General features: G+C 43.8%; 26 protein-coding genes. 18 read left to right on the plus strand and 8 right to left on the minus strand.

Annotated elements, in window-relative coordinates:
- Window positions 1–2 precede the first annotated feature (2 nt).
- The 12 genes from EP58_RS07000 to EP58_RS07055 all read left to right on the plus strand — a co-directional run bounded on the left by EP58_RS07000 (window position 3) and on the right by EP58_RS07055 (window position 10,720).
- Window positions 3–869 carry a VOC family protein gene (locus tag EP58_RS07000; RefSeq protein WP_036091539.1) on the plus strand — a complete coding sequence of 289 codons (867 nt, stop codon included), beginning with the start codon at window positions 3–5 and terminating at the stop codon, window positions 867–869.
- Window positions 866–1,822: a ring-cleaving dioxygenase gene (locus EP58_RS07005; protein ID WP_036091541.1), complete on the plus strand. Its 957-nt coding sequence runs from the start codon at window positions 866–868 to the stop codon at window positions 1,820–1,822. Before EP58_RS07000 ends, EP58_RS07005 begins: the two co-directional genes overlap by 4 nt.
- A gap of 7 nt (window positions 1,823–1,829) precedes the next feature.
- Window positions 1,830–2,438: an alpha/beta hydrolase gene (locus tag EP58_RS07010; protein WP_036091543.1), complete on the plus strand. Its 609-nt coding sequence runs from the start codon at window positions 1,830–1,832 to the stop codon at window positions 2,436–2,438.
- A complete protein-coding gene (locus EP58_RS07015; RefSeq protein WP_036091546.1) occupies window positions 2,431–3,048 on the plus strand; it encodes a flavin reductase family protein in 618 nt (205 codons plus the stop codon). Before EP58_RS07010 ends, EP58_RS07015 begins: the two co-directional genes overlap by 8 nt.
- Before the next feature lie 94 nt (window positions 3,049–3,142).
- Window positions 3,143–3,652, plus strand: a complete 510-nt coding sequence (locus EP58_RS07020) for a GNAT family N-acetyltransferase (protein ID WP_036091549.1) — start codon at window positions 3,143–3,145, stop codon at window positions 3,650–3,652.
- 485 nt (window positions 3,653–4,137) lie between these two features.
- Window positions 4,138–5,409, plus strand: coding sequence for a GTPase HflX (gene hflX / locus EP58_RS07025; RefSeq protein ID WP_036091550.1), 1,272 nt, complete (start codon window positions 4,138–4,140; stop codon window positions 5,407–5,409).
- A 50-nt stretch (window positions 5,410–5,459) separates the two neighbouring features.
- The gene (locus tag EP58_RS07030) at window positions 5,460–6,329 is read left to right on the plus strand and encodes a metallophosphoesterase (RefSeq protein ID WP_036091552.1); all 870 of its coding nucleotides are present in this window, start codon (window positions 5,460–5,462) and stop codon (window positions 6,327–6,329) included.
- A 68-nt stretch (window positions 6,330–6,397) separates the two neighbouring features.
- Window positions 6,398–7,387 (plus strand): lipoate--protein ligase, encoded by a 990-nt coding sequence (locus EP58_RS07035; protein ID WP_036091554.1) that lies wholly within the window; start codon window positions 6,398–6,400, stop codon window positions 7,385–7,387.
- A 90-nt stretch (window positions 7,388–7,477) separates the two neighbouring features.
- Window positions 7,478–8,098, plus strand: a complete 621-nt coding sequence (locus tag EP58_RS07040; RefSeq protein WP_036091556.1) for a PepSY domain-containing protein — start codon at window positions 7,478–7,480, stop codon at window positions 8,096–8,098.
- 375 nt (window positions 8,099–8,473) lie between these two features.
- Window positions 8,474–9,223, plus strand: coding sequence for a hypothetical protein (locus EP58_RS07045; protein WP_036091557.1), 750 nt, complete (start codon window positions 8,474–8,476; stop codon window positions 9,221–9,223).
- Between the two features lie 14 nt (window positions 9,224–9,237).
- Complete coding sequence (locus EP58_RS07050) at window positions 9,238–9,885, plus strand: GntR family transcriptional regulator (protein ID WP_036091559.1); 648 nt, start codon at window positions 9,238–9,240, stop codon at window positions 9,883–9,885.
- Between the two features lie 22 nt (window positions 9,886–9,907).
- Window positions 9,908–10,720: a polysaccharide deacetylase family protein gene (locus tag EP58_RS07055; protein WP_036091561.1), complete on the plus strand. Its 813-nt coding sequence runs from the start codon at window positions 9,908–9,910 to the stop codon at window positions 10,718–10,720.
- A 371-nt stretch (window positions 10,721–11,091) separates the two neighbouring features.
- Here the strand turns inward: EP58_RS07055 and EP58_RS07060 are convergent, their stop codons facing one another.
- Entirely contained in the window at window positions 11,092–11,853 is a 762-nt protein-coding gene (locus EP58_RS07060) for an alpha/beta hydrolase (RefSeq protein WP_036091563.1), read from the minus strand.
- Window positions 11,854–12,019: 166 nt separating this feature from the next.
- On the opposite strand from EP58_RS07060, the gene EP58_RS07065 reads away from it, so the two are divergent.
- Window positions 12,020–12,907 carry a diacylglycerol/lipid kinase family protein gene (locus EP58_RS07065; RefSeq protein WP_036091565.1) on the plus strand — a complete coding sequence of 296 codons (888 nt, stop codon included), beginning with the start codon at window positions 12,020–12,022 and terminating at the stop codon, window positions 12,905–12,907.
- Between the two features lie 54 nt (window positions 12,908–12,961).
- On the opposite strand, the gene EP58_RS07070 is transcribed toward EP58_RS07065, so the two are convergent.
- Window positions 12,962–13,693: a sirohydrochlorin chelatase gene (locus EP58_RS07070; protein WP_036091567.1), complete on the minus strand. Its 732-nt coding sequence runs from the start codon at window positions 13,691–13,693 to the stop codon at window positions 12,962–12,964.
- Between the two features lie 215 nt (window positions 13,694–13,908).
- Here EP58_RS07070 and EP58_RS07075 point away from each other — a divergent pair, with 215 nt between their 5' ends.
- Complete coding sequence (locus EP58_RS07075) at window positions 13,909–14,250, plus strand: GRAM domain-containing protein (RefSeq protein ID WP_036091569.1); 342 nt, start codon at window positions 13,909–13,911, stop codon at window positions 14,248–14,250.
- A gap of 365 nt (window positions 14,251–14,615) precedes the next feature.
- Here EP58_RS07075 and EP58_RS07080 read toward each other — a convergent pair whose 3' ends face one another.
- Complete coding sequence (locus EP58_RS07080; RefSeq protein ID WP_036091571.1) at window positions 14,616–15,488, minus strand: ROK family protein; 873 nt, start codon at window positions 15,486–15,488, stop codon at window positions 14,616–14,618.
- Window positions 15,489–15,644: 156 nt separating this feature from the next.
- Here EP58_RS07080 and EP58_RS07085 point away from each other — a divergent pair, with 156 nt between their 5' ends.
- Entirely contained in the window at window positions 15,645–16,787 is a 1,143-nt protein-coding gene (locus tag EP58_RS07085) for a serine hydrolase domain-containing protein (RefSeq protein WP_052165002.1), read from the plus strand.
- A gap of 71 nt (window positions 16,788–16,858) precedes the next feature.
- Window positions 16,859–17,242 (plus strand): hypothetical protein, encoded by a 384-nt coding sequence (locus tag EP58_RS07090; protein ID WP_036091573.1) that lies wholly within the window; start codon window positions 16,859–16,861, stop codon window positions 17,240–17,242.
- A 38-nt stretch (window positions 17,243–17,280) separates the two neighbouring features.
- Here the strand turns inward: EP58_RS07090 and EP58_RS07095 are convergent, their stop codons facing one another.
- Window positions 17,281–17,748 carry an Lmo0779 family protein gene (locus EP58_RS07095; RefSeq protein WP_036091574.1) on the minus strand — a complete coding sequence of 156 codons (468 nt, stop codon included), beginning with the start codon at window positions 17,746–17,748 and terminating at the stop codon, window positions 17,281–17,283.
- A 210-nt stretch (window positions 17,749–17,958) separates the two neighbouring features.
- Here EP58_RS07095 and EP58_RS07100 point away from each other — a divergent pair, with 210 nt between their 5' ends.
- Both EP58_RS07100 and EP58_RS07105 read left to right on the plus strand, forming a co-directional pair.
- A complete protein-coding gene (locus tag EP58_RS07100) occupies window positions 17,959–18,549 on the plus strand; it encodes a hypothetical protein (RefSeq protein WP_036091577.1) in 591 nt (196 codons plus the stop codon).
- Entirely contained in the window at window positions 18,546–19,169 is a 624-nt protein-coding gene (locus tag EP58_RS07105) for a hypothetical protein (protein WP_137657359.1), read from the plus strand. Before EP58_RS07100 ends, EP58_RS07105 begins: the two co-directional genes overlap by 4 nt.
- Window positions 19,170–19,475: 306 nt before the next feature.
- Here the strand turns inward: EP58_RS07105 and EP58_RS07110 are convergent, their stop codons facing one another.
- From EP58_RS07110 to EP58_RS07125, 4 genes are all read right to left on the minus strand, one after another.
- Window positions 19,476–20,336: a PTS mannose transporter subunit IID gene (locus EP58_RS07110; RefSeq protein ID WP_036091581.1), complete on the minus strand. Its 861-nt coding sequence runs from the start codon at window positions 20,334–20,336 to the stop codon at window positions 19,476–19,478.
- A gap of 21 nt (window positions 20,337–20,357) precedes the next feature.
- Window positions 20,358–21,176: a PTS mannose/fructose/sorbose transporter subunit IIC gene (locus EP58_RS07115; protein WP_036091583.1), complete on the minus strand. Its 819-nt coding sequence runs from the start codon at window positions 21,174–21,176 to the stop codon at window positions 20,358–20,360.
- Between the two features lie 86 nt (window positions 21,177–21,262).
- Window positions 21,263–21,751, minus strand: coding sequence for a mannose/fructose/sorbose PTS transporter subunit IIB (locus EP58_RS07120; RefSeq protein WP_036091584.1), 489 nt, complete (start codon window positions 21,749–21,751; stop codon window positions 21,263–21,265).
- The gene (locus tag EP58_RS07125) at window positions 21,751–22,173 is read right to left on the minus strand and encodes a mannose/fructose/sorbose PTS transporter subunit IIA (protein ID WP_036091586.1); all 423 of its coding nucleotides are present in this window, start codon (window positions 22,171–22,173) and stop codon (window positions 21,751–21,753) included. The genes EP58_RS07120 and EP58_RS07125 overlap by 1 nt, the downstream gene beginning before the upstream one ends.
- Window positions 22,174–22,181 lie beyond the last annotated feature (8 nt).

Genomic DNA, 22,181 nt, shown 5'->3' on the forward strand with positions numbered 1-22,181 from the left:
AGATGAGTACGGGGATACATCATGTGTCGGCTTTTACGAAATCGGCGGCTGAAAATCGGGCTTTTTATACGGAAGTGCTTGGGTTGCGGTTGGTGAAAAACACGGTGAATCAGAATAATACGCGGATGCGGCATTTGTTTTATGGGGATTATCTCGGGAATCCGGGGACGTTGCTTACTTTTTTTGAGATTAAGCGGCTTGGTCGGGCGAGGCGGGAACATGATTTTTATGGGACGACGTATTTGGCGGTGCCGAATGGTGCGCTTGATTTTTGGGAGGAGCGGTTGACGCCGCACGTGACGGAGATGGAGCGGACTAGCGCGGGCTTGGTTTTTGAAGATGCGGATAGTTTTCGGATCATGTTGGTCGAGATGGATGAGCTGATTTTGGCGGAGAATGCGACGCGGCATACGGATATTCCTGCGGCTAAACAGGTGATACGGATTCTCGGGATAGATTGGCATGTGGGGGATACGGAGCGTTTGGCTGATTTTATGAAGCAGTTTTTGAGGATGGAGCCAGCGCCTTTTACGCATGTTATTCCGAGTGTGTCGGAGGCGAAAACAAGGATGGGGCGCGGGAGTATCGATCATGTGGCTTACCGGGTCGGGACGAAAGCGGATGTGGCAAAATGGCATCAGCGGGCTGTGGACGCAGGTCTGGAAATAGCAGAATTCGTGGATCGGGCTTATTTTACAAGTTTGTATGTCCGCGAACCGAATGGGCTGATGATTGAAATCGCGAGTGACACGCCTGGTTTTGCGATAGATGAAACGGTGGAGACGCTGGGTGAAACGCTTGCCTTGCCGCCATTTTTAGAAGATAAAAGAGTAGACATTGAATCTAATTTAAAGGAGAATGACAAATGAAAGAATTAAAAGGAATCCACCATGTAACGGCGATGACGAGTAGTGCGGAGAAGAATTATGCGTTTTATACGGAAACGCTTGGGATGCGACTTGTGAAGAAAACGGTGAATCAGGATGATATTCAGACGTACCACTTATTTTTTGCGGATGATGCAGGTTCGGCGGGAACGGATATGACGTTTTTCGATTTTCCGAATTTGCCAAAAGGGCGTAAAGGGACGGACAGCATTTCGAAAACATCGTTCCGTGTGCCGAGTGATGCGGCGCTTGAATATTGGGTGGAGCGCTTCGATGCGTTGGGCGTGGATCATGACGCGATCGGTGAAAGTTTCGGGAAGAAAGTGTTGGCGTTCCGCGATTTCGATGAGCAGTCGTTACAACTGATTTCGGATGAGAATAATGAAGGGGTCGCGCCTGGGATTCCGTGGAAGAATGGACCAGTTCCGGCTGAATTTGCGATTTATGGATTGGGTCCTGTGTATTTGACGGTGCAAAATAAGGAAAATATCGGCCTGGTGTTGACGGTCATTCTTGGTTTTAGAGAAGTGGCTACAAGCGGCGTGGAGCATTTATATGAGGTTGGTGAAGGTGGAAACGGGGCGCAAGTCATTGTTGAGGAGCGAAACGATATATTGCCGGCGATGCAAGGATATGGCAATGTGCACCATGTCGCGTTCCGTGTCGAGGATCGTGCGGAATTGGAGAAATGGATTGCGCGTGCGAATGAGTTTCAGGCGCCGAATTCGGGTTATGTGGATCGTTTCTATTTTGAATCGCTGTACATGCCGGTTTCGCAACAAATTTTGTTTGAGTTTGCGACGGATGGACCTGGTTTTGCGCAGGATGAGCCGTATGAAACGATGGGCGAGAAGCTTTCGCTACCACCCTTTTTAGAGGCAAAACGTGCTGCGATTGAGGCGGAGGTTCGTCCGCTAGATACGAAAAGGAGCTGAGGTAAGGATGGAACATATTTTTGTGCAAGGGAAAAATAAGGATTTGATGCCGCTTGTTTTGCTTCATGGGACGGGAGGCGATGAGCAGTCGTTGTTAGAGTTGGCGGAGATTATTGCGCCGGATGCGAGCGTGTTATCGTTTCGTGGTGATGTTTCGGAACATGGGGCCAATCGGTTTTTCGCGCGGTATGCGGACGGCTCGTTTGATTTGGCGAGTTTGAAGGAGAAAACAGGGGGATTAGTGACGGAAATCAAGGCATTAGCTGAAAAATATGATTTTGACGCGGCGCAAGTGGTCGCGGTTGGTTATTCGAACGGTGCGAACATTGCGGCGAATGCGATGTTGACGGATGCTGCTAGTTTTCAAAAGGCGATATTGTTCCATGCGATGCCGTCGGGTGAGGCGATGCCTGATTTTGCGTTGGATCGGGCGGCTGTTTTTGTGACGGCGGGCGTGAATGATCCGTTGGTGACGGCGGCGGGGTCTCAGTCTTTGATTGATGCGCTGAGTCACCGAGGGGCGGCGGTCGAGTCGCTTTGGACGCAAAATGGGCATAATTTGACGATGGTGGAAGTCGAAGCTGCGCGAGATTGGTATGTGGCGCAACATGATTAGGATGGATGCAAACGAGTTGTCACCGCAGGATAATTATAAGTTTTTGAGTGGAGCGATTATTCCGAGACCGATTGCTTTTGTGACAACGGTATCAGAAAATGGTGTGTTGAATGCGGCGCCGTTTAGTTTTTTCAATGTGGTGTCGAGTCAACCGCCGATTGTGTCGATTGCGATTCAGCGGGATAATGGGCAGATGAAGGACACGGCGCGGAATATTCTCGAGACGGGCGAGCTGGTGATTCATATTGTGGATGAGGATTTGACGGCGGAAATGAACAAGACGGCGGCGAGACTCACTCCCGAGGAAAACGAGTTGGACGCGACTACTTTGACGGTGATTCCGAGTGAAAAAGTCGCGGTTCCAAGTGTCGGGGAAGGTAAGATTCGAATGGAAGCCAAACTTTTTCAGCATATTCCAATTTCGAATGATGAAGGGAATCCGGTCACAGATTTGATTTTGGCTCGTGTGGTATTTTATCATGTGGATGCGTCTGTTTTTGATGTCGAAAAGCAGTACGTTTTGACGGACGAATTGAAACCTGTGGCGCGTTTAGCGGGGAATAATTACGCCAAATTGGGCGAGACGTTTGTCGTGGAACGGCCTAAATAAGAATAATATTTGGAAAACGTAGCGCATCCACCTAGGCGCTGCGTTTTTTTTTCTGGTATAATAATGAAAGATGAGTGAAGGGAGGCGTGGACGGATGATCCAGATACGGGAAGCTTGCGAGTATGACGCGAAACGATTTGCGAAGATGCAATTACAAATAGATGGTGAGACGGATTATATGCTCTACGGCGCTGGTGAGCGGGAGATTACGACGAAGGATGCGCGAAAACGGATTGAGTTTTTTGCAGATTTGCCGTATTCGCTTATTTTAGTGGCGGAGGATATGGAGACGGACGAGCTGATTGGATTTTTGATAGCGGATGGAAACCCGCCGAACCGGATGCAGCATAGCGTGTATATTGCGGTCGGTGTTGTGAAATCGCACTGGGGACAAGGTGTGGCGACGCGATTATTTACGCATATGGAGACGTGGGCAAAAGCGCGTGGCGTGGTGCGCCGAATCGAATTGGGTGTGCTGTGTGAGAACAAGGCCGCCTTGCATTTATATCAAAATCTTGGCTATGAAATCGAAGGGACACATCGCGATTCCTTCATGATTGGCACGGATTATTACGATACATATTGGATGTCCAAATTGATTTAATGACTTGCAAACCGCTTTTTACCATGTTACAATGTGACTAATTAAAATGATCGGAGGGTTGTCCAGATGTGGTATGTTAGACTTAGAATTCCAAATTCGCTAAACGTAACTAAATAGTGCGAGAATGAGTTCAGGACAAACAGAGGGGTAATGCGAAATGTACCTATGCTACACTCGATGAAACGCGAATCGAGCGAAAGCGTTTGTATTCTGCCAAATACGTAGAATGCGAGCGGTTGCCGCCGATTCCCTCGAAGTATGCGCTGAACTAGACACGGGATTGGTCTGCCTTTCACGAAGGGAACCCTAAAACTAAATATTTTCGCGTACCTAGATTTTTTCTTAGGATGCGTGTCGATATTGACGGGGGAGCAGATGAATTGTCTGCTTCTTTTTGCTGTGCCTAGAACTTCCTATTTTGGGGCACTGGCCGTCTCTATTTCCCTCGCACGTGTAAAAATAAAAAAACACTGGAGGAATGAACAATGACTAGAACAGCGATATTAGTAGGAATTACCATGCAACAAGCCGATTTTGAGTACTCGATGGCGGAGCTTGCCAATTTGGCAGAGGCGAACGCAATTGAACCTGTTGGCGAAATTACACAAAAATTGGATCGCAAAAATAAAGCAACCTATGTAGGAAAAGGAAAAGTGGATGAAATCAAGAGCTTGGCGGATTATGAAGATGTCGACCTCGTTATTTTTAATGATGAGTTGGCGCCTTCGCAAATTCGCAATTTAGAAGAACTGCTGGAAATTGAAGTGATGGACCGGACGCGACTTATTTTAGATATTTTTGCGGAGCGGGCGAAAACGAGAGAGGCGCAGCTGCAAGTCCAGGTTGCCCGTTTGAAATATGAATTGCCGCGGGTTGTTGGTCAAGGGGAAGGCATGGATCAGCAAAGCGGAAAAGGTGGACTGAAAAACCGTGGTGCTGGGGAAACGAAGCTTGAAATGGATCGGCGCCGGATTAAAAATCAAATCAGTCAGCTGAATAAGGAATTGGACGGTCTCGTGGCGGAACGGCAAGTACAGCGTCGTCAGAGACAGAAAAATGAGATTCCTGTCGTGTCGCTTGTGGGGTATACAAATGCCGGCAAGTCGACAATCATGAATGCGATGGTCACTGCGCACAGCCAGACGGCGAACAAACAGGTTTTTGAGAAGGATATGTTGTTTGCAACGCTTGAGACGAGTGTTCGCGAAATTGTGTTACCGGACAAAAAACAGTTTTTGCTCACGGATACAGTTGGTTTTGTTAGTAAATTGCCGCATAATTTAGTGAAGGCTTTCCGTTCGACGCTGGAAGAAGCCGCGGAAGCAGATGTGTTGATTCACGTTGTCGATGTGTCGCATGAACATTTTGATGCGATGATAAAAACCACGGAGGAAACGCTGGCGGAACTCGATATTACGGACCGTCCTATCATTTTTGCATATAATAAAGCGGATTTGGCGACGAACGTGATGTTCCCGAGACGCGAGGGCGATAGCTTATACTTGTCTGCACGAGAGGACACGGGGCTTGAATTGCTGATTGAGATGATTAAAGAGCACGTGTTTAATGACTATAAAACGGTGACTTTCGTAATTCCGTTTGATCGCGGGGATGTGGTTTCCTATTTGAACGAAAACGCAGATGTGCTGGAAACGGCTTACGAAAACGAGGGAACGGTTCTGCGCGTAAATGCCCAGGAATCAGATCGGATGAAATATGCCGCATTTATCAGTGAGGATACTCAAAAAGAAGGCTAAGAAGCGATTTCTTTGTTATAATGGGGAAAAAGATGTGAAGGATAGAAGCTATGAAAAATAATTTTTTGAAGGTTACAGGTTTTGCCGCGATTGCTTTTACAGGCTATGCGTATTGGTCAACGAAGCAGCTCAAAACGACGGATTACAACATTGTTTCGGCGAAAATTGCACCGGAGTTGGATGGATTTCGGATTTTGCAATTATCGGATGTGCACGGCGATACGTTTGGGCGTTATAATCATCGGTTGATCAAGAAGATTTGGGCGATTGATCCGGATATCATTGTCGTGACAGGCGATTTGCTAGATGGCGATGAGGGTATTAATACGGCGATAACATTGATGCGCAAGCTTGCACGACGTTACCCAATTTATTATGTGACGGGCAATCACGAGGCACGAAGCGCGAATTTGGAAGACTTGTTGCCAGAATTAGATAAAGCTGGGATTACCTATTTGAAAAATCAACATGTGTACATCGAGCGTGACGGGAAATCGTTTGCTTTAGCGGGTATTGATGACCCAAGTATGTTGATTCAGAAGCCGCACCAGCTTACTTTTGCTGAAGAAATTGCGCGTGAGGAAGAAATTGTAGCGACGGAAATCGAGGAAGCAACGACCGGGATTCCAGATTCTATATTTACCTTTTTATTATCTCATCGACCTGAAAAATGGCCATTATATCAACAAGCGCCAGTTGATCTCGTTTGTTGTGGACATGCGCATGGCGGGCAAGTACGATTACCTTTTACAGAAGGTTTGTACGCGCCACATCAAGGTTTGATGCCGAAATGGACCGCGGGATTGAAAGAAGCGAAGGGAAAAGCGATGATTATTAGCCGCGGAGTTGGGAACGCCACACTTGTACCGCGCGTTTTCAATGAGCCGGATTTACCAATCATCATATTACGACATAAATAACAAGAAAGGACTCGAGGCACAGAGAAAGAACTGTTGTTTCGGGTCCTTTTATGGATGGAGAGAAGTCAGTGATTTATATTGATACGAAAGATTGTTTAGATCAGACCGAAAATTTTGCAATAGAAGAGTTTGCGTTGCGCCAAATGGATGCGAATGAGACGTACGTGATGTTTTACAGAATGCATCCGACCGTGATTGTTGGGAAGAATCAGAATACGTTAGCCGAGATTAACCAGGCCTATATCGATGAGCATGATATCCCGGTTTTGCGCAGGCTTTCCGGTGGTGGCGCGGTTTATAACGATGAAGGCAATATCAGTTTTAGCATAATCACGAAAGATGACGGGGCAAGTTTTAATAATTTTGAGCGATTTACAAAGCCGGTCATTGATGCGCTGATTGAGCTTGGCGTGGACGCGAAATTGAGCGGTCGCAATGACATTGAAGTTGCAGGCAAAAAAATATCTGGAAACGCACAGTTCGCAACGGGTGGCAGGCTATACAGTCACGGAACGCTACTATTTGACGTGAACCTGGCTAATGTGGAAAAAGCGCTCCGTGTGAATCCGCTAAAACTACAAGCAAAAGGCGTGAAATCCGTTCGGTCGCGTGTGACGAATATACGTGAACACTTGCGCGAAGATATGGATATCAACGCATTCCGAGAAGTCTTGCTACAATCCATTTTCCAAACAGCAGAAATACCAACCTATCGTTTTTCAGAAGCCGACTGGACGCAGATTCGTAAAATTCAAAAAGAACGCTATCAAAATTGGGATTGGAATTACGGAAAATCACCTAAGTTCAACGTTAAAAATGAGCAAAAATTCCCTGGTGGACTAGTAGAAATACGTTTTCAAGTCGAAAAAGGACGGATTACAATAGCGCAAATTTTCGGCGATTTTTTCGCGACAGGAGATATACAGGAAGTGGAAAATAAGTTGCTAGGAGTCGCTTACACACGAGACACGCTAGATGATTTTTTAGAAGGAATTAATGTGCCGCTTTATTTTGGCGAAGTCACAAAAGAAGAACTTCAAACGATTATTTTTCAGTGAAATTTCGAATCTAAGTCTTAGGTATGATGTATTGCACAGTAGCTGTATGTTAGACTATGTCTATAAACTAAAGAAGGCAGGGAATAAAATATGTGGAAAAAAATTAGTGTAATTGCAATGACGACGGTGATGGTAGGAACGCTCGCAGCTTGTGGGGATGACGATGCAAAAGATAATAATAATTCGAACAATACGCAACAAACAACAGATTCAGGGACAAACAGCAATTCCAATTCGAACACATCGACAACCGATTTGAATAACAAGAAATTTTCGATGAGCTACACAGATGCAGTAGAAATATTCAAAAATAAACATCCAGAGACAGACATAACCTCCATTGAATTATCACAAGAACTTGGGAAATTTGTCTACACGATTGATGGTGTCGATGATTCCAACGAGTTTGAAATGAAATTCGATGCAGATACAAAAGCTATTTTACAAGATAATAATGAAAAATTGGACGCTGAAGATGCAAACGGAAAAGAACGGGCAAACGAAAAGCTTGACTTGACAGGCATTAAAACACCACAAGAAGCGATGACAGTAGCGCTTAAACAACAAGCTGGAACAGTGAAAGAATGGACGATTGAGCGTGAGTTAAACCAAACATATTTCAGCGTTCAAATCATGAACGGAAATCAAGAAGTTGAGGTGAAATTAGACTCTAAAACCTTGGAAGTATTATCCACCGAACAAGACGACTAAGGGCTCAGCGCGCCAGTAAACGCTCATTGTTGTGGCTATTCGAAGTGGAACTGGGTTAGAGCCTCAATATGCAGTAGAACGAAGTGAGACTGCCATCCTTTAAGCGCTTTTGCCTAAGATCTAAGCATTTGCTGGCTCGCTGATGTTTGGCGACACGGAAGTGGCGTATAGGGCTATCGAAGATAGCTTGAAAATATACAGTAGCAAGAATCACGAACTATTTTTATTAATAGGGTGTGATTCTTGTTTTTTTTATGGATTAACCAGTCATATTCTTCTGCTTATACTCCCCATTTTTTATGGTCTGTGGCTTTTATTATTTGGCTTTACGTGATAAACTAGGATGAAAGAATGAGAAGGAATGAGTGTTGGTTTATGGCGGGGGAAAAGCTGATTCGGTTTTACCGGACGAAACTTAGTAATTATAACTTAATATATGGATTTATGACGCAGCGGATTTGGCTTTTTTGCTTGCTGATGATTCTTTTGTTGGCTTTACCGAATGCTTTTGGCTTGGCTTTTGGTGCCAGCGGACTCTGGATTGGGCTTATTGGGTATGCGGTGCTTTTTTTGCTTTTTTATTACCTACTGATTGTTAGAAAAGCACGGAGGGAACTGTGGAAAAGGTATCATATACGTGATTTTAAGAAATTGCATATGTTGAAGCTTTGTTTACTGCGGAATTATTTGGCGCGCAATGGGTTCGCTTCCCCGGAGGAATTAGGGACGTTGCAAAAGGTGCTGGAAGAGGACGATGCGTTTCTAACGAAGACTTTTACTATAAAAAATATGGCAGCTTTGCTCGTGATTCTTATTTTTGCAGCGCTTGGTGCGGTGTTTATTTTGGAGGCCAGTCCTGAGGGGCATCGTATTTTTCTAGCAGGAATGATGGCTTTATTTGTGCTATTTTTGGCGGCGGCTTTGCGTATTATCGGGTATGTGGTTTCGCACTTTTTCGAGGCTGACAAACGCTTGACGCGGGCTTTGGTGCGGGATATGCAGGAGCTTAGCGCGAGTTATATTATGGAGCAGAACACGGCGTATCAACCATATCGTGAAATGGAGTTAGTGATCGCGAACAATGATATTTTAAAAGAAATCATTGATGGAAAAGCGATATTTTAAAGGGGAGTCAAGGGATGAATAAACCTGGGAATGAAACGCTGGAAAGTAGGGCGTATCGGATGATTAAGGAGAAGATTCAGCGCGGAGAGTTTCAAGTGGGGCAACGTTTGATTGAAGCGGATGTTTCGCGGGAACTCGAGTTGAGCAGGACGCCTGTTCGGAAGGCTTTTGCGATGCTGACGGTGGATGGATATTTGGAATTTGAGGATTATAAAGGAGTCATCGTCAAAAACTGCGCGATTACAAAAGAACGGTATATTGAAATGCTCGATATTATGGAGTTACTGCTGATAGGCACCATCGATAAATTAGAGGCAAAATCACTTACCTTTTCGAATCGCCGTGTAGTTGAGAAAGCCGCTGATTTTGTTGGGTTGGAAGAAGCGACGGAGCGTCAATGCATGGAGTATCAGCGCTGGTTCTTGAATGAAATTTTGAGTTACGCCAAGAATGACTATTATTTGCAGGTGGTCAATCAATTCTACGATGATTTATTGGAGTTTGGTGAGCCAGATGTGTTTCAATCCGCAACCAAGCTCTTCGACAGAACAATCGATAATTACGTAGCTTGCGGTCGTGCGATGGAGTCGCGTGATTATGCCGAGGCGCGCGCAATTGTGAAGCAAATTATTAACGATCGGATTCTATTTATTTTCAGATAAAAAAGACAAAAGGAGAATTTACATGAAGCAATTTATACGGATAAGTTGTGCGATTTTATGCTGTTTCGTAATCGCGGCATGTGGTCAGAACGAAGCAAAACCGTCAGAACCTGCACCACAAAAGAAACCAGCCCCTGTGACAAAAGAAGAAAAACCGCCAGTGCAACTCGGGACAGATAGGAATCCGGATACGTTGCAAATCCCGGTTTTGATGTATCATTCTATCAACACGAATGTGAAAAATAACTTAATTACCCCTCCGAATGAGTTTGACGCGCAGATGAAATGGCTTGCTGATAATGGCTATCATACGGTGACGCTTGCCGAATTGGATGCGTTGCTTGAAACGGGTAAAAATGTGCCAGATAAGCCAGTTGTGATAACGTTTGACGACGGCTATCAAGATAATTATACGAATGCTTATCCGATTCTTAAAAAATATGGTTTAAAGGCCAACATTTTCGTGATTACAGATAAAATCGCTAAAAATAACCATTTTGATGAAGCGGCTTTAAAAGAGATGAGTGCATATGGCATTGAAATGGACAGCCACACGGTGCACCATCACGAATTAAATACGCTTTCCTACGAGGAGCAGTTGAAGGAGTTGCAGGATTCTAAAACCGTTCTTGAGCGTCTGACGGACAAAAAGGTGAACAGCATCTGCTATCCAGTCGGTCGGTATAATGAGGATACAGTACGCGCCGCAGAGGCAGCAGGATACGCGATGGGATTCACGACAGAACCCGGAAAAGCCAACAAAAATGATGGCATGTACACATTACCACGCGTCCGAATGGTTCCTGGGATGTCCATAGAATCCGCAGTCAAATAAAAATGGGTATGGTAGATGATAACCCAAATAAATCGGCGACAAGCGTTCGCATTCAGGGGATTTGGCGGACTTCCGGTTCTGCTACGCAATACTTGCTACGCTTAACTTCTTGCATGGTCGAGGAAACTACCCTCTCCCTGCTTTCAGTCATCACATACACCAGTATGCTCCGCTTTGTTGTGGTTCTTTGAAGCAAGGCGAATTAGAACCTCAATATGCAAAGGAATGGAATGAGTTTGCCATCCTCATTCCGCCAAATCCCCTGAATACAAACGCTTTCGCTCGATTTGTGTAAAGCAAAATTTTTCGTCTTACTAAAATGGAGTAAGGCGATTTTGTTTTATTTTGAGTTTTGCCTCATCTTTATTTTTTTACTTTACAGAAAAGTGTTCATGCAACCAATGAAGTCCAAGTGTTTCAATTTCATCTAATTGCTCCATAAACCCATGATCTGCACCGTCTAGCTCGATCATCTTTGTGCCATCTGGGAAAAGTTCCGCGCCCTGCTTCGTAATCTGTGCAAGTTCCTGCTCCAACGCGCCTTCCGTACCATGAATCACAAGGACCGGACAGTGCACATTTTCTAAAGTCGCGGCCTGATCCATCTCATCAAAATCAGTCAACATCTGCTTATCCAGCACGATTTCTGAACGCCAAGGATCATCGACGTAAAACACCATGCTTCCGTTGCATTCACATTGCGCGACCTGCTCTTTTGAAAAATTATCCACGTGTTGATAGGCAATGGCGCCAGTAACTGGACCAGTCAGCACCATCGTGTCAATGTCTGGCTCGTAACAAGTTAAGGAAAGGCGTCCGCCAAGGCTATGTCCCCAAAAAGCGAATTTCTTCATTCCTATTTGGTAGCCATATTTTTTAGCTGCCTTTAAATCAGCGACTTGTTTCTCAAAATGGATGGCGGTATCATCGCTTTCTCCGTAGCCGCCGCAATCGTATGTTAGCACATTATAGCCGTTTTGTTGTAATTTTAAGGCGAAGCGATCGAAGCGCCCGCTCGATGATTTATTGGATAAGAAACCGTGTGTCATAATGACGATAGACTCGGAAGGAGCGGCATAAAAATGACCAACTAGCGTCAATCCAGCTTCGTTTTTGAATGTGATTCGTTCCATTTTTAATCCTCCTTACAATATCCAAGTAAAGTACTATGTTTTAACTGTAACGCCAAATGAGGAATTTTTCAAGTAATAATTACTTAAGTTCGTGTGTTTTTGCTGTTTTTATGGGCTTGGAACAGGGTATAATGAGAAGGAGTATATTGAAGGAGTGTGTTACATAATGGGAAAAGCATTATTGATTGTGAATCCTTCCTCTGGCAAAGAGAAAGGGAAAGTATACAAGGACCGGGCGCATCAGGCGTTATTGAAGCGATTTGATGAGGTCGAGGTCAAAGAGACGCAAAAGGGTGGAGACGCGACGGATTTTGCGCATGAGGCGGCTGACAATGGCTATGAAGCGGTCATCGCGATGGGTGGAGATGGAACGCTAAATGAGGTTATCAACGGTATTGCAGAGAAGCCGCACCGACCTGCATTTGGCTTTATTCCGCTGGGCACGGTGAATGATTTGGCTCGGTCTCTCGGCGTCCCATTACGAGCAGATCGCGCGATAAAGGCGCTTGAAACGGCTCGGAAACGCCCAATGGATATTGGGAAAATTGGTGATGCATACTTCATGAACGTACTCGCAGCGGGCATGATTGCAGAAGCTGTCGATAAAGTGAGCGTGGAACAAAAAACGAAATTTGGTTCTGTTGCTTATTTTGCGGAAGGGTTAAAAGCCTTTGCGCGTCACGAGTTGTTGGAGTTTGAAGTGAAGTATGATGACGGAGAGTGGGACGGCAAAGCGGGGTTGGTTATTGCTAGCTTGACGAACTCGGTCGGAGGTATGGAACAGTGGGCGCCAGAAGCTGAGGTAGATGACGGCTTGATTCATGTGTTTATTTTAACGAAACTAGGCTTAATTGATGCTGCCAAAATTTTACCGCAAATCGCGTTGGGCACGTTGAAAAAAGCGGACGGCGTGATGTATTTCTCCACGACAAAACTCGATATTTCCTGCACCGATCCAGATGTGAAGGTCAATGTTGACGGCGATCCCGGAGATACGTTCCCAATCCAAATTGAAGTTTTGCGGGAGCATTTAGATGTATTAGTCCCTAGTTGATGTGATTTTACGATCTGGAATACCTAGATTCGAAAAGCATTCCAGATCGTAGAATCAGTCGGTAAGTTCGCTAATTTTGTGAAGAATGGCTTGTTCTAGCAACGGATGATAGTGAAATGATTCGCAAAGTACCGTTTCGCAGGCTGGATACAATTTCTGTAAATGCAGCCGTTCTTGATCAATGGCAACCACATGAGCTCCTGTGAATAGAAAGTAAGGGAGGATATAGACTTTCTCGAACTTGGTGACTAGTTTTTCGAGTATTTCTGGATAACATGGTTCGCCTTTGATTTCACTATGGAAAACCGGCAAATGTAGCTGCGATTCTAATAATTGAGCGACATTATAGAGCCGATTTGCGGGTTCATTGTCGCGTTCATTTCCAAGTCCTACAAGCAAGACAGCCTCTGAATTTGTGAAGTTGATATTGGTCTGTAGTATTTTTTCTTTGGCTAGTGCGATTATTTCTGGATCAAAGCCAAATGTTTTTGTCATTTTAATTGTTATTTCTGGGTGTTTCATGGTAAGGGAGTCGAGAATTTTAGGGATTTCATATTTGATGTTGGTCGCGGAAAATAGGAATACTGGGACGACGATAAGTTCATCTGCACCAGCCGCGATAGCCTTCTCACAGGCGATTTCTATGGTAGGGTAGCTCATTTTTAGAAAGCCTAATTCTTGAATCGTTTCAGGTCTTTTCTTTCTGATTTCGGCAATAAATGTACGAAATTCTGCATTGCCCTCGGCTAGCTGTGTGCCATTGCCGATATAAATTATTGCGCGCAAAATGATTAACTCCCTCCAAAATGGTGTATGGCATTGCTGTATACTCTATATTTTAACCCGCATAGGGACGTAAGCCAAGCTGTTTTCGTAAAAAAAGATTTTAAATGTCACCAAATTGTGAACGGATGTCAAGATGTGGCAAGGGTTAGGAAATCATAGCAAATCGATTGTAAATAGATACATTGGAAAAATAGGAGATGAGGAGGAAGTAATGTATGGGTGAGTCGCTAGATGTTGTTTACAAAGGGTTGGCGAACCTGAAAAATGGTTTTAAGCCGGTACCGGGGAAGCTTTATGTGACGCAGGATTATTTGATTCACAAACCAAATGATTATTTTTCGGAAGATGTCATGATTCCTTTTGAAGATGTGGCGCGGATTGAGGGCGTGATGACGAAGATTTTAGGGCGGGATATGTTATCTAATTTACTTGAGGTGGAAACAAAAGAGGGACATACCTTCCAGTTCGTGATTAATAAACAAAAGAAATGGCTAGCCGCATTGGAACGAGTACTTACGGAGCGCGGGGAAGCGGTAAAGTTAGTTCAGGCTAAATAGAGGAGCGGTGTCTGGGGCATAACTCAAAACAGGATAAAATCGCAAGTCTCTTTATTTTTGGGTAAGACGAAGATAACGCTATACACAAATCGAGCGAAAGCGTTTGTATTCAGGGGATTTGGTGGAATGAGGATGGCAAACTCATTCCATTCTTTTGCATATTGAGGTTCTAATTCGCTTTGCTTCAAAGAACCACAACAAAGCGGAGCATACTGGTGTATGTGATGACTGAAAGCAGGGAGAGGGTAGTTTCCTCGACCATGCAAGAAGTTAAGCGTAGCAAGTATTGCGTAGCAGAACCGGAAGTCCGCCAAATCCCCTGAATGCGAGCGCTTGTCGCCGATTTATTTGGGTTATGTCCCTTTTTAGTCGTAGATTTGATTGAAGTTTGCGACGGCACCGATGAGGTTTGCGTCATTTCCGAATTCGCAGGAAACGAGTGTTGGCGCTACTTTTGCGATTGTGATTTGCGCTAGTAGGTCGTCGAGTTGGGTTTGGATGGCTGAGAGGAAATCTGGACGCTCGCTGACACCGCCGCCAATTACGATGAGTTCGGGGTCATATACATATTGCAAGTTAAAAATGCCTTTTGCAAGGTTGCGGAACATGAAGTCGATTTCCTCCATCGCGATTGGGTCACCGGCTTCTTTTAATTGGAAGGCTTCGATGCCACTTAGCGATGGCAAGCCTTTTCGTTTTGCGATGCGTGAGGCGGCATTGACCGCAGTTCCAGTGTCGCTTAGATTTTCTAGTTTGTCATTCATAATCATATAACCGAATTCGCCACCGTGAAGATGCGCGCCGGCATGGATTTTGCCATTTTTGATAACGGCGCCACCGATTCCTGTACCGATGATGAGAAAGAGGATGTCGCTTGCTTGTTTTGCTACGCCCAACCACGTTTCGGCGAGAGCTGCGCAATTGGCATCATTTTCGAGTGCGATGGGTAGTTCTAGATTTTCTTCTAATAGTTGTCGGAATGGAAAATGGTGAATGTACGGAATCGCGCTGGCACCGCCGATAATACCGCTTTCATTATCGACTGCTCCGGGGCAACTAAAAGCGATACCAGTCAGTGGATGTGTGCTGTATGTACGTTTAGTCGTTTGTAATTGGTTTATGAGGGCGTCTAATGTTTCTGGTGTCTTGAATTTGCCTTTGGAAAGGATTGTCCCGTCTTGCTCTACTAAAGCGTATTTGACGGCTGTACCGCCCATATCGAATGCTAATAATGTCATATTTTCCGAACTCCTTTTCGCTGAATTAACTCAAGCATACGTGTATTATTAGGAAAAAACAAGTGGGAACAAAAAGAAACGTTGAAAAAATATTTTACAATTATATTACGAAGTGTTACAATTATGTCGTACTTATTAGAACAAGGAGGAAATAAAATGCATGTAAGTAGAGCAGAGCGGGCGCGAAAGAAACGCAAGACGCGGCGTCTAGGAGTTATTTTTACAGTCATTGCTTGCTTTTTATTTGGGGGATTAGGAAGTGCGTATCTGTTTATGCAGGCACATTCTAAGGTAACGGCAAACGAAATGAGTATGAACGAGGATTCGACGGCAAATGTGAAGGCGAACATCGTGATTGATCCACATGCCTCACTCAAAACGAAAATCGATTTAATTCTACAGAAACATCAATTTAATGGGGCGGCCTATGTCGTGAAGAATAACAAAGCCATTATAAATCAGGGCTATGGTATGGCGAATAAAATGACTGGGGAAGCCAATACAAGCCAGAGCTTATTTTTTATAGGATCGATGGAAAAAGCAGTGGTCGCAACGGCTATCATGCAATTACAGGAAAAAGGATTGCTGAACGTGGAAGATCCAATCGCGAAGTATTTTCCAGAGTTTCCGAACGGGCAACATATCAAAATCAAGAATTTCTTAGGTCATACGTCTGGCCTTGAGGGTCGCGAAAAAGGAAACAACAAAGTGACGTCGCAGCAAATTTTAGAGCAGGTGGAGGACGCGGGCATTAAGCGCCAACCGGGTACATGGGATTATAAAGATGATAATTATGCGGTGATGGGAAGATTGGTTGAGAAGTTGTCACATCAGTCTTTAGAGGCCTATTTAAAGCAACACGTTTTGAAACCAGCTGGCATGACATCTACGGCATTTGGTGATTCTTTTTTCACGCATCCGAACGAATCAATAAGTTATAAACTGAAGAATGGTGTGTTGACGAAAACGAGTTTTGTGCAAGATACTTCGCAATTATTCGGCGCTGGAAATATGTATATGCCGCCGCGAGATATTTATCTGTTTAATAAGGCGTTAACGGATGGAAAACTAGTAAATCAAGCGAGTTTGGCGAGCATGCTTCATGCAGGCGCTGGGAATTATGGGTATGGTTTTTATACACGGCCGACTTTCTATATTTCTCGCGGCGTGCTTTATAACTACGAGACGATCAATAGTTTTTCAAAAGATTATCGAGACGCGGTGATTCTTTTTTCTAATATTCGAATGGAAAAAGATAACGGTGCGCTTGTGAAAGAAATTTATAGCGTGATGCAGTAAAAAATAGATGCGATTTGCCAATTTCATGCTATAATATACAAAAGCGAAAAAACTTCAGGAGGAATTTTTTAGTGGAAATTAGGATTCAGAAAAAGCTTGCGACTGGGCAAGTTAGATTTGAAAGTGATTTCGGCACGTGTGAAGGAATTTGGAATGATGACGAGCCGGAGTCGAATCGCAAATATACGGTAGACATTGAAATACCAGAGCATTTGACGGCCGCGCAATTAGCGGAGAGTGACGAGAAGCATTGCATTTTGGAAAAGACCGAGGATGCACATGTTCATGTTGTTGGACAACTAGAAGACTACGAGGAGGACGGTTTTGCCGTTTTGCGACTAGAGGATAGTATCATTTGTTTCAACACGCAATACGATGAGCAAATCGAAGCCTTACACGGAAAATTTATTGAGTTTGAAGTAGAACGGATTCATTTGAGTAAAGTAGGTATTTAAAAAGCAACGTTTGGGAATTTTGCCCAAACGTTGCTTTTTTAGCCTTTTTCCGTAAATACTTTTAACATCTGTTCTAAATCTTCTTCATTACGCACAAATAAGAGCAAACGTTGGCGACCAGTTTCAATCACTAGTACACCGTCCTCGGATAGGTTAATGCGCTCCATTTTTTTGTATTCAAAGAAGAGGAGGGCGTAGAAGAAACCGTGTTCCTTGAAGATAACGCGACCTTTTCGGATGAAACAAATGTAGAAGAAGAGAATGCCCAGAATGGCTAGTAAGACGGATGTGGAAGTTGGTCCGTGACGTAAGAACGCGTTCGAGATAAACAGCATCGCGATTAAGCCAACGAATATGTATCCATCCCATTTCCCTCGCGAACGAAGCGGGACACTAAGAACAGTTTTACCTTTCCAAAAATGAAGAATGACGCCATCATAAATCGAAAATAAAAACGCGCCGACAATCATGATAATTAGGAAAATATTTGTTGCATCCATGCTCATTATTTTACACCTGCATTCATTGAATTCTGCTCTTATTGTATCATTATCTACCTAAAAAAGGAACCGAATCACATTATCAAGCGCCTTATTTCTCAAGGGAAGGACATGAAATGAAATAATAGCCAAAATATCCTTGTGAAATGGCGCATTAAATACTATAATTAGGATTCGAGTCATTTTGTACAGCAGGGAAAAGGGAGGAAAACAATAATGAAAAGGCTACCAATTTTATTTTTAGCGCTCGGTTTAGTATTTGTCGCAGGATGTTCCAGTGAGGCGACGACGGACAGCGTGACAGAGAAAAAGAAAACCGTAGAAGTAGAGAAAATGAAGGTTGTGAAGAGTACGAAAGGGACATGGTCACTTGAAATTCCTGCGAACTGGAAAGTAGATAAAGAGCTTGTCACAGAAGATGTCGAGCTTGCGGTGAGTCGGAAAGATGACGAGATTTCTTTAAATGGATTGACCGAGCTAAAAGACGATTTCAAGGATTATGAAGGCGGAGTAAGTTTGGCATCCTATCAAAAAATCGTGGAAGAAGAGTTTCCAAAAGATTATGGCGTAGAGAAATTCCCAGCATTTCAAGATGTGAAGGTAGGCGATTATCCTGCCAAGTTAAGCGTATTTGAAACGAAAGAATCCGGATTCACCTACTCAAACCGTCTCTATTTAATCGAAATGAGCGATTTTTATCTACAAGTTTTAGAATACGGACCAAAATCAAAAATGGAGAAATATCAGGAAGAAGCCGAGCAAGTTGTCCAGTCGATAAAGGAAATATCCAAAAAGGGGAAATCATGATGAAAAAATTTCTAATTATCCTAGCTGCAATTGTAATCGTACTAGGCGGCACGTTGATGTATTTGAATCACATGAATTATTGGCCGTTTCAAGATCAGAAGGAAGCCGGTATTCCAGATGGTGAGATTAAAAATTTGAACGAACCTGTCAAAGCAGACGAATTGTCGTTACTGCTGGCTGCGAGTGGTAAGGTAGCATATAATGTAAAAGCTAGTAACGTGGCTGTTTATTTTGATGTATATCAGCGAGATAAACGTGTGATGCACGAGCTAGTGACGGAGTCTGGAAGTGATGAAGAAATACAATTAAGTGGTAACCTTGTCTGGGGTATCCCCGGCTTTGATGTTTTTAACCCTACTGAAATCCGAGCGACGATAACAAATGGTGGGGCAATCTCGCAGGATGCATTTACTGTTCCAAAAAATGTATTTGGAAAATTAGAGAATCAGGTAGCAGAAACACAGCCGTTTGATGATGGAAAAATCAAAAAAGGGGAGCGTTATATATTACAAGCATGGGGCATGGGGAAAGGCGAGATGGGTATTAACGATAAAACTTTTGCCAAAGAAGGTCTAAAGAATAGAGAGCAAAGCGTTATCCTATATGTCGTCTTCAAATGAAAAAAGGAGCTGGGACAAACTCCAAACAAGATAAAATCGCCTTACCCGTTATTTGGGTAAGACGATAATCATGCTTTACACAAATCGAGCGAAAGCGTTTGTATTCAGGGGATTTGGTGGAATGAGGATGGCAAACTCATTCCATTTTTTTGCATATTGAGGTTCTAATTCGCTTTGCTTCAAAGAACCACAACAAAGCGGAGCATACTGGTGTATGTGAGAACCGGAAGTCCGTCAAATCTCCTGAATGCGAACGCTTCGCCGATTTATTTGGGTTATGTCCTAGACCCTGTTTTTCAACTCTAATCAAGACCCAGGAACTGCGAAAATTCCTAGTACATAACCTACAATACCAAGTCCAAACAACATGAAGATAATCCACAGTGCGTTGATTTTTTTCTTCAGCAACCACATACAAGCGAATGTTAAACCTAATGCAAGGATACCAGGCATCAAGCTATCCAAAATATCTTGTACGGTAGTTGTTGTTGTTTTTCCTTCTTGGTTCGTCGTTTTAGAAACAACGAGTGGAATATCGATATTTGTCCACTTGTTAACCAGACCACCCATAACGAACAGTCCAAGAATCGAGGCGCCTTCCGTCAGTTTCTGAATAACCCCACCGGCCATATCGGAAACTACGTCGGTTCCTTTGCGATACCCGTAGAAAACACCCCAGTAACGGAATCCAAGGCGAATCGCGTTAAAGAGTACGAAGAATAGAATCGGTCCAAAGATACTACCAGTCGATGCAAAAGTGGCACCAAGCGCGGCAAGTACCGGACGAACAGTTCCCCAGAAGACAGGATCCCCAACACCGGCAAGTGGTCCCATGAGACCTACTTTAATACCATTGATAGCGGCCTGATCGATTGGTGACCCGTTAGATTTTTGTTCCTCCATCGCTGCGGTTACCCCTAAAATTGGAGCTCCCATGTATGGATGCGTATTGAAAAACTCGAGATGCCGCTTAATGGCTTCGGTACGTTCTTCGCCTTCATATAAGCGGTTGATAATTGGTACAACGGTAAAACAGAATCCCAAAGCTTGCATACGTTCAAAGTTCCATGAACCCTGGAATAGGTTGGAACGAATAAATACGGCCATTAAATCACCTTTTGTTAGCTTTTTCTCGCCAACAGTTACTTTTGCTGTTTCGTTACTCATAATTTGGTTACCTCCCTTTTTTTAGTCGTCTAGGTCGTCATCCAGATCGTTCGCTGGTTTAGACCCACCGCCACCTGCTGCACCATATTGGGCAAGTGCTTCTTTTAGATAATATTTAGGGCTCAGTTGGATGTAGATGATAGCTGCTACAAGTCCAAGAACACCAAGTGCTACTAAGTTGAACGTGGTGAAGGCTGCGACTACGAAACCAAGGAAGAAGAACGGCATTAAGTATTTCGCTTGCATCATGTTGATTACCATCGCGTACCCGACAACAACGATAAAGCCACCGGAAACGTTTAGACCGTTAACGAGCCAATCTGGAATGGCATTCAACATGTTTGTTACGACATCTGTACCCATCGATAGGGCAACGATTAAAACTGGAATAGCAATCCGCATCGCCTGTAGGAGCAAGGCCGTGACGTGCAGCAGATCTATTCCCCTCAGATTCCCTGATTCCGCCATTTTATCCGCTGAATGTTGGAAACCGACTGTAATTGTACGAACTAGAATTGTTAAAACTTGACCAGCAGCAGCTAGTGGAATCGCAAGTGAGATACCCACGCTGATGTCTTGTCCCCCTGAAATAACTAAGATAGTAGAAATTAATGATGCCAAGGCTGTATCTGGCGCAACGGCTGCTCCAATGTTCATCCAACCTAGCGCGATCATTTCCAGTGAACCACCAATAATAATACCAGTTGTCATGTCACCAAGTACAAGACCTGTAAGCGTACAAGCGATCAACGGACGGTGAGATTGCCACTCATCCAAGATACTTCCCATACCACAGATACAAGCTACAAGGAAGACGAGAACTATTTGTATCGGATCCATATAAAATTCCCTCCCAATTTTGCTTTCCTAAAAATAAATGAATAGAGCAAAAGAAATGTGCTACTTTCATTCAAAAATCACAAAAATTACATACCTTCTTTATCCAGCAGTTGAATCATCATCACTTTGCTGTCAGCGGCAACTTTGCGAATTTCAAGCTCAATGCCTTTTTCGTTCAGTGCTCTAAAAGCAGCAACATCTTTTTCATCTACTGAAACGGCATTGGTAATTTGGGTTTTGCCTTCACGGAACGCCATGCCACCAATGTTTACCGTTGTAATTGGTACACCAGCTTCGACGAAACGCAACACATCGGTTGGGTTCGTGAAAAGTAGCATAACGGGAGTTGTTTCGTATTTTGGATTGTTATATACACGAATCCCTTTCTCCACATCTACCACACTTGATTTAACGCCAGGTGGTGCAACTTGTTTTAGCAAAGTGCTGCGAATCTCGTCTTTGGCAACTTCATCATTGCAGACAATAATACGCTCTACCTGTGTTTCTTTTGTCCAAACTGTGGCTACTTGACCGTGAATAAGGCGGTCATCAATTCTTGCTAAACGGATTTCCATTATAAATCATCCTCCTCGACATTTTTCAGTGATTGTTTTAGTGATTTTACGCCTTCACGACCAGCTGTAAGAGCTATGTTAAGTAAGTCTTCAAAACCACTGACTGTGCGCATGGATAGTGTTTCAAGCAACATCGGAATGTTGACGCCTGTCACGACATCCATTTTTTCTTTCGGTAAAGCAATCTGGCTCGCCGCATTATACGGGCTGCCGCCAAATAAATCAACCATGAAAAGTACACCTTCTGAAGCGTCAATCGCATCCAATTTGTCAGTGAACTTTTGAATTAATGTATCTGTGTTTTCCCCTGGAACGAAGGTGATGAATTCCACGTTATCTTGCTTACCGATAATCATTTCTGTCGATTTAAGCAATTCGCGGGCTGATTCACCGTGCGTCCCAATAATGATACCTACTGGCATAGTTATTC

It is taken from the genome of Paenilisteria newyorkensis, from assembly GCF_000766145.1.
GTDB classification, from domain to species: Bacteria; Bacillota; Bacilli; order Lactobacillales; family Listeriaceae; genus Listeria_A; species Listeria_A newyorkensis.

Coding starts and splice junctions, on each gene's coding strand:
- EP58_RS07000 (WP_036091539.1), top strand. CDS start 3: ATGAGTACGGGGATACATCATGTGTCGGCTTTTACGAAATCGGCGGCT.
- EP58_RS07005 (WP_036091541.1), top strand. CDS start 866: ATGAAAGAATTAAAAGGAATCCACCATGTAACGGCGATGACGAGTAGT.
- EP58_RS07010 (WP_036091543.1), top strand. CDS start 1,830: ATGGAACATATTTTTGTGCAAGGGAAAAATAAGGATTTGATGCCGCTT.
- EP58_RS07015 (WP_036091546.1), top strand. CDS start 2,431: ATGATTAGGATGGATGCAAACGAGTTGTCACCGCAGGATAATTATAAG.
- EP58_RS07020 (WP_036091549.1), top strand. CDS start 3,143: ATGATCCAGATACGGGAAGCTTGCGAGTATGACGCGAAACGATTTGCG.
- hflX (WP_036091550.1), top strand. CDS start 4,138: ATGACTAGAACAGCGATATTAGTAGGAATTACCATGCAACAAGCCGAT.
- EP58_RS07030 (WP_036091552.1), top strand. CDS start 5,460: ATGAAAAATAATTTTTTGAAGGTTACAGGTTTTGCCGCGATTGCTTTT.
- EP58_RS07040 (WP_036091556.1), top strand. CDS start 7,478: ATGTGGAAAAAAATTAGTGTAATTGCAATGACGACGGTGATGGTAGGA.
- EP58_RS07045 (WP_036091557.1), top strand. CDS start 8,474: ATGGCGGGGGAAAAGCTGATTCGGTTTTACCGGACGAAACTTAGTAAT.
- EP58_RS07050 (WP_036091559.1), top strand. CDS start 9,238: ATGAATAAACCTGGGAATGAAACGCTGGAAAGTAGGGCGTATCGGATG.
- EP58_RS07055 (WP_036091561.1), top strand. CDS start 9,908: ATGAAGCAATTTATACGGATAAGTTGTGCGATTTTATGCTGTTTCGTA.
- EP58_RS07060 (WP_036091563.1), bottom strand. CDS start 11,853: ATGGAACGAATCACATTCAAAAACGAAGCTGGATTGACGCTAGTTGGT.
- EP58_RS07065 (WP_036091565.1), top strand. CDS start 12,020: ATGGGAAAAGCATTATTGATTGTGAATCCTTCCTCTGGCAAAGAGAAA.
- EP58_RS07075 (WP_036091569.1), top strand. CDS start 13,909: ATGGGTGAGTCGCTAGATGTTGTTTACAAAGGGTTGGCGAACCTGAAA.
- EP58_RS07080 (WP_036091571.1), bottom strand. CDS start 15,488: ATGACATTATTAGCATTCGATATGGGCGGTACAGCCGTCAAATACGCT.
- EP58_RS07085 (WP_052165002.1), top strand. CDS start 15,645: ATGCATGTAAGTAGAGCAGAGCGGGCGCGAAAGAAACGCAAGACGCGG.
- EP58_RS07095 (WP_036091574.1), bottom strand. CDS start 17,748: ATGAGCATGGATGCAACAAATATTTTCCTAATTATCATGATTGTCGGC.
- EP58_RS07100 (WP_036091577.1), top strand. CDS start 17,959: ATGAAAAGGCTACCAATTTTATTTTTAGCGCTCGGTTTAGTATTTGTC.
- EP58_RS07105 (WP_137657359.1), top strand. CDS start 18,546: ATGATGAAAAAATTTCTAATTATCCTAGCTGCAATTGTAATCGTACTA.
- EP58_RS07110 (WP_036091581.1), bottom strand. CDS start 20,336: ATGAGTAACGAAACAGCAAAAGTAACTGTTGGCGAGAAAAAGCTAACA.
- EP58_RS07115 (WP_036091583.1), bottom strand. CDS start 21,176: ATGGATCCGATACAAATAGTTCTCGTCTTCCTTGTAGCTTGTATCTGT.
- EP58_RS07120 (WP_036091584.1), bottom strand. CDS start 21,751: ATGGAAATCCGTTTAGCAAGAATTGATGACCGCCTTATTCACGGTCAA.
- EP58_RS07125 (WP_036091586.1), bottom strand. CDS start 22,173: ATGCCAGTAGGTATCATTATTGGGACGCACGGTGAATCAGCCCGCGAA.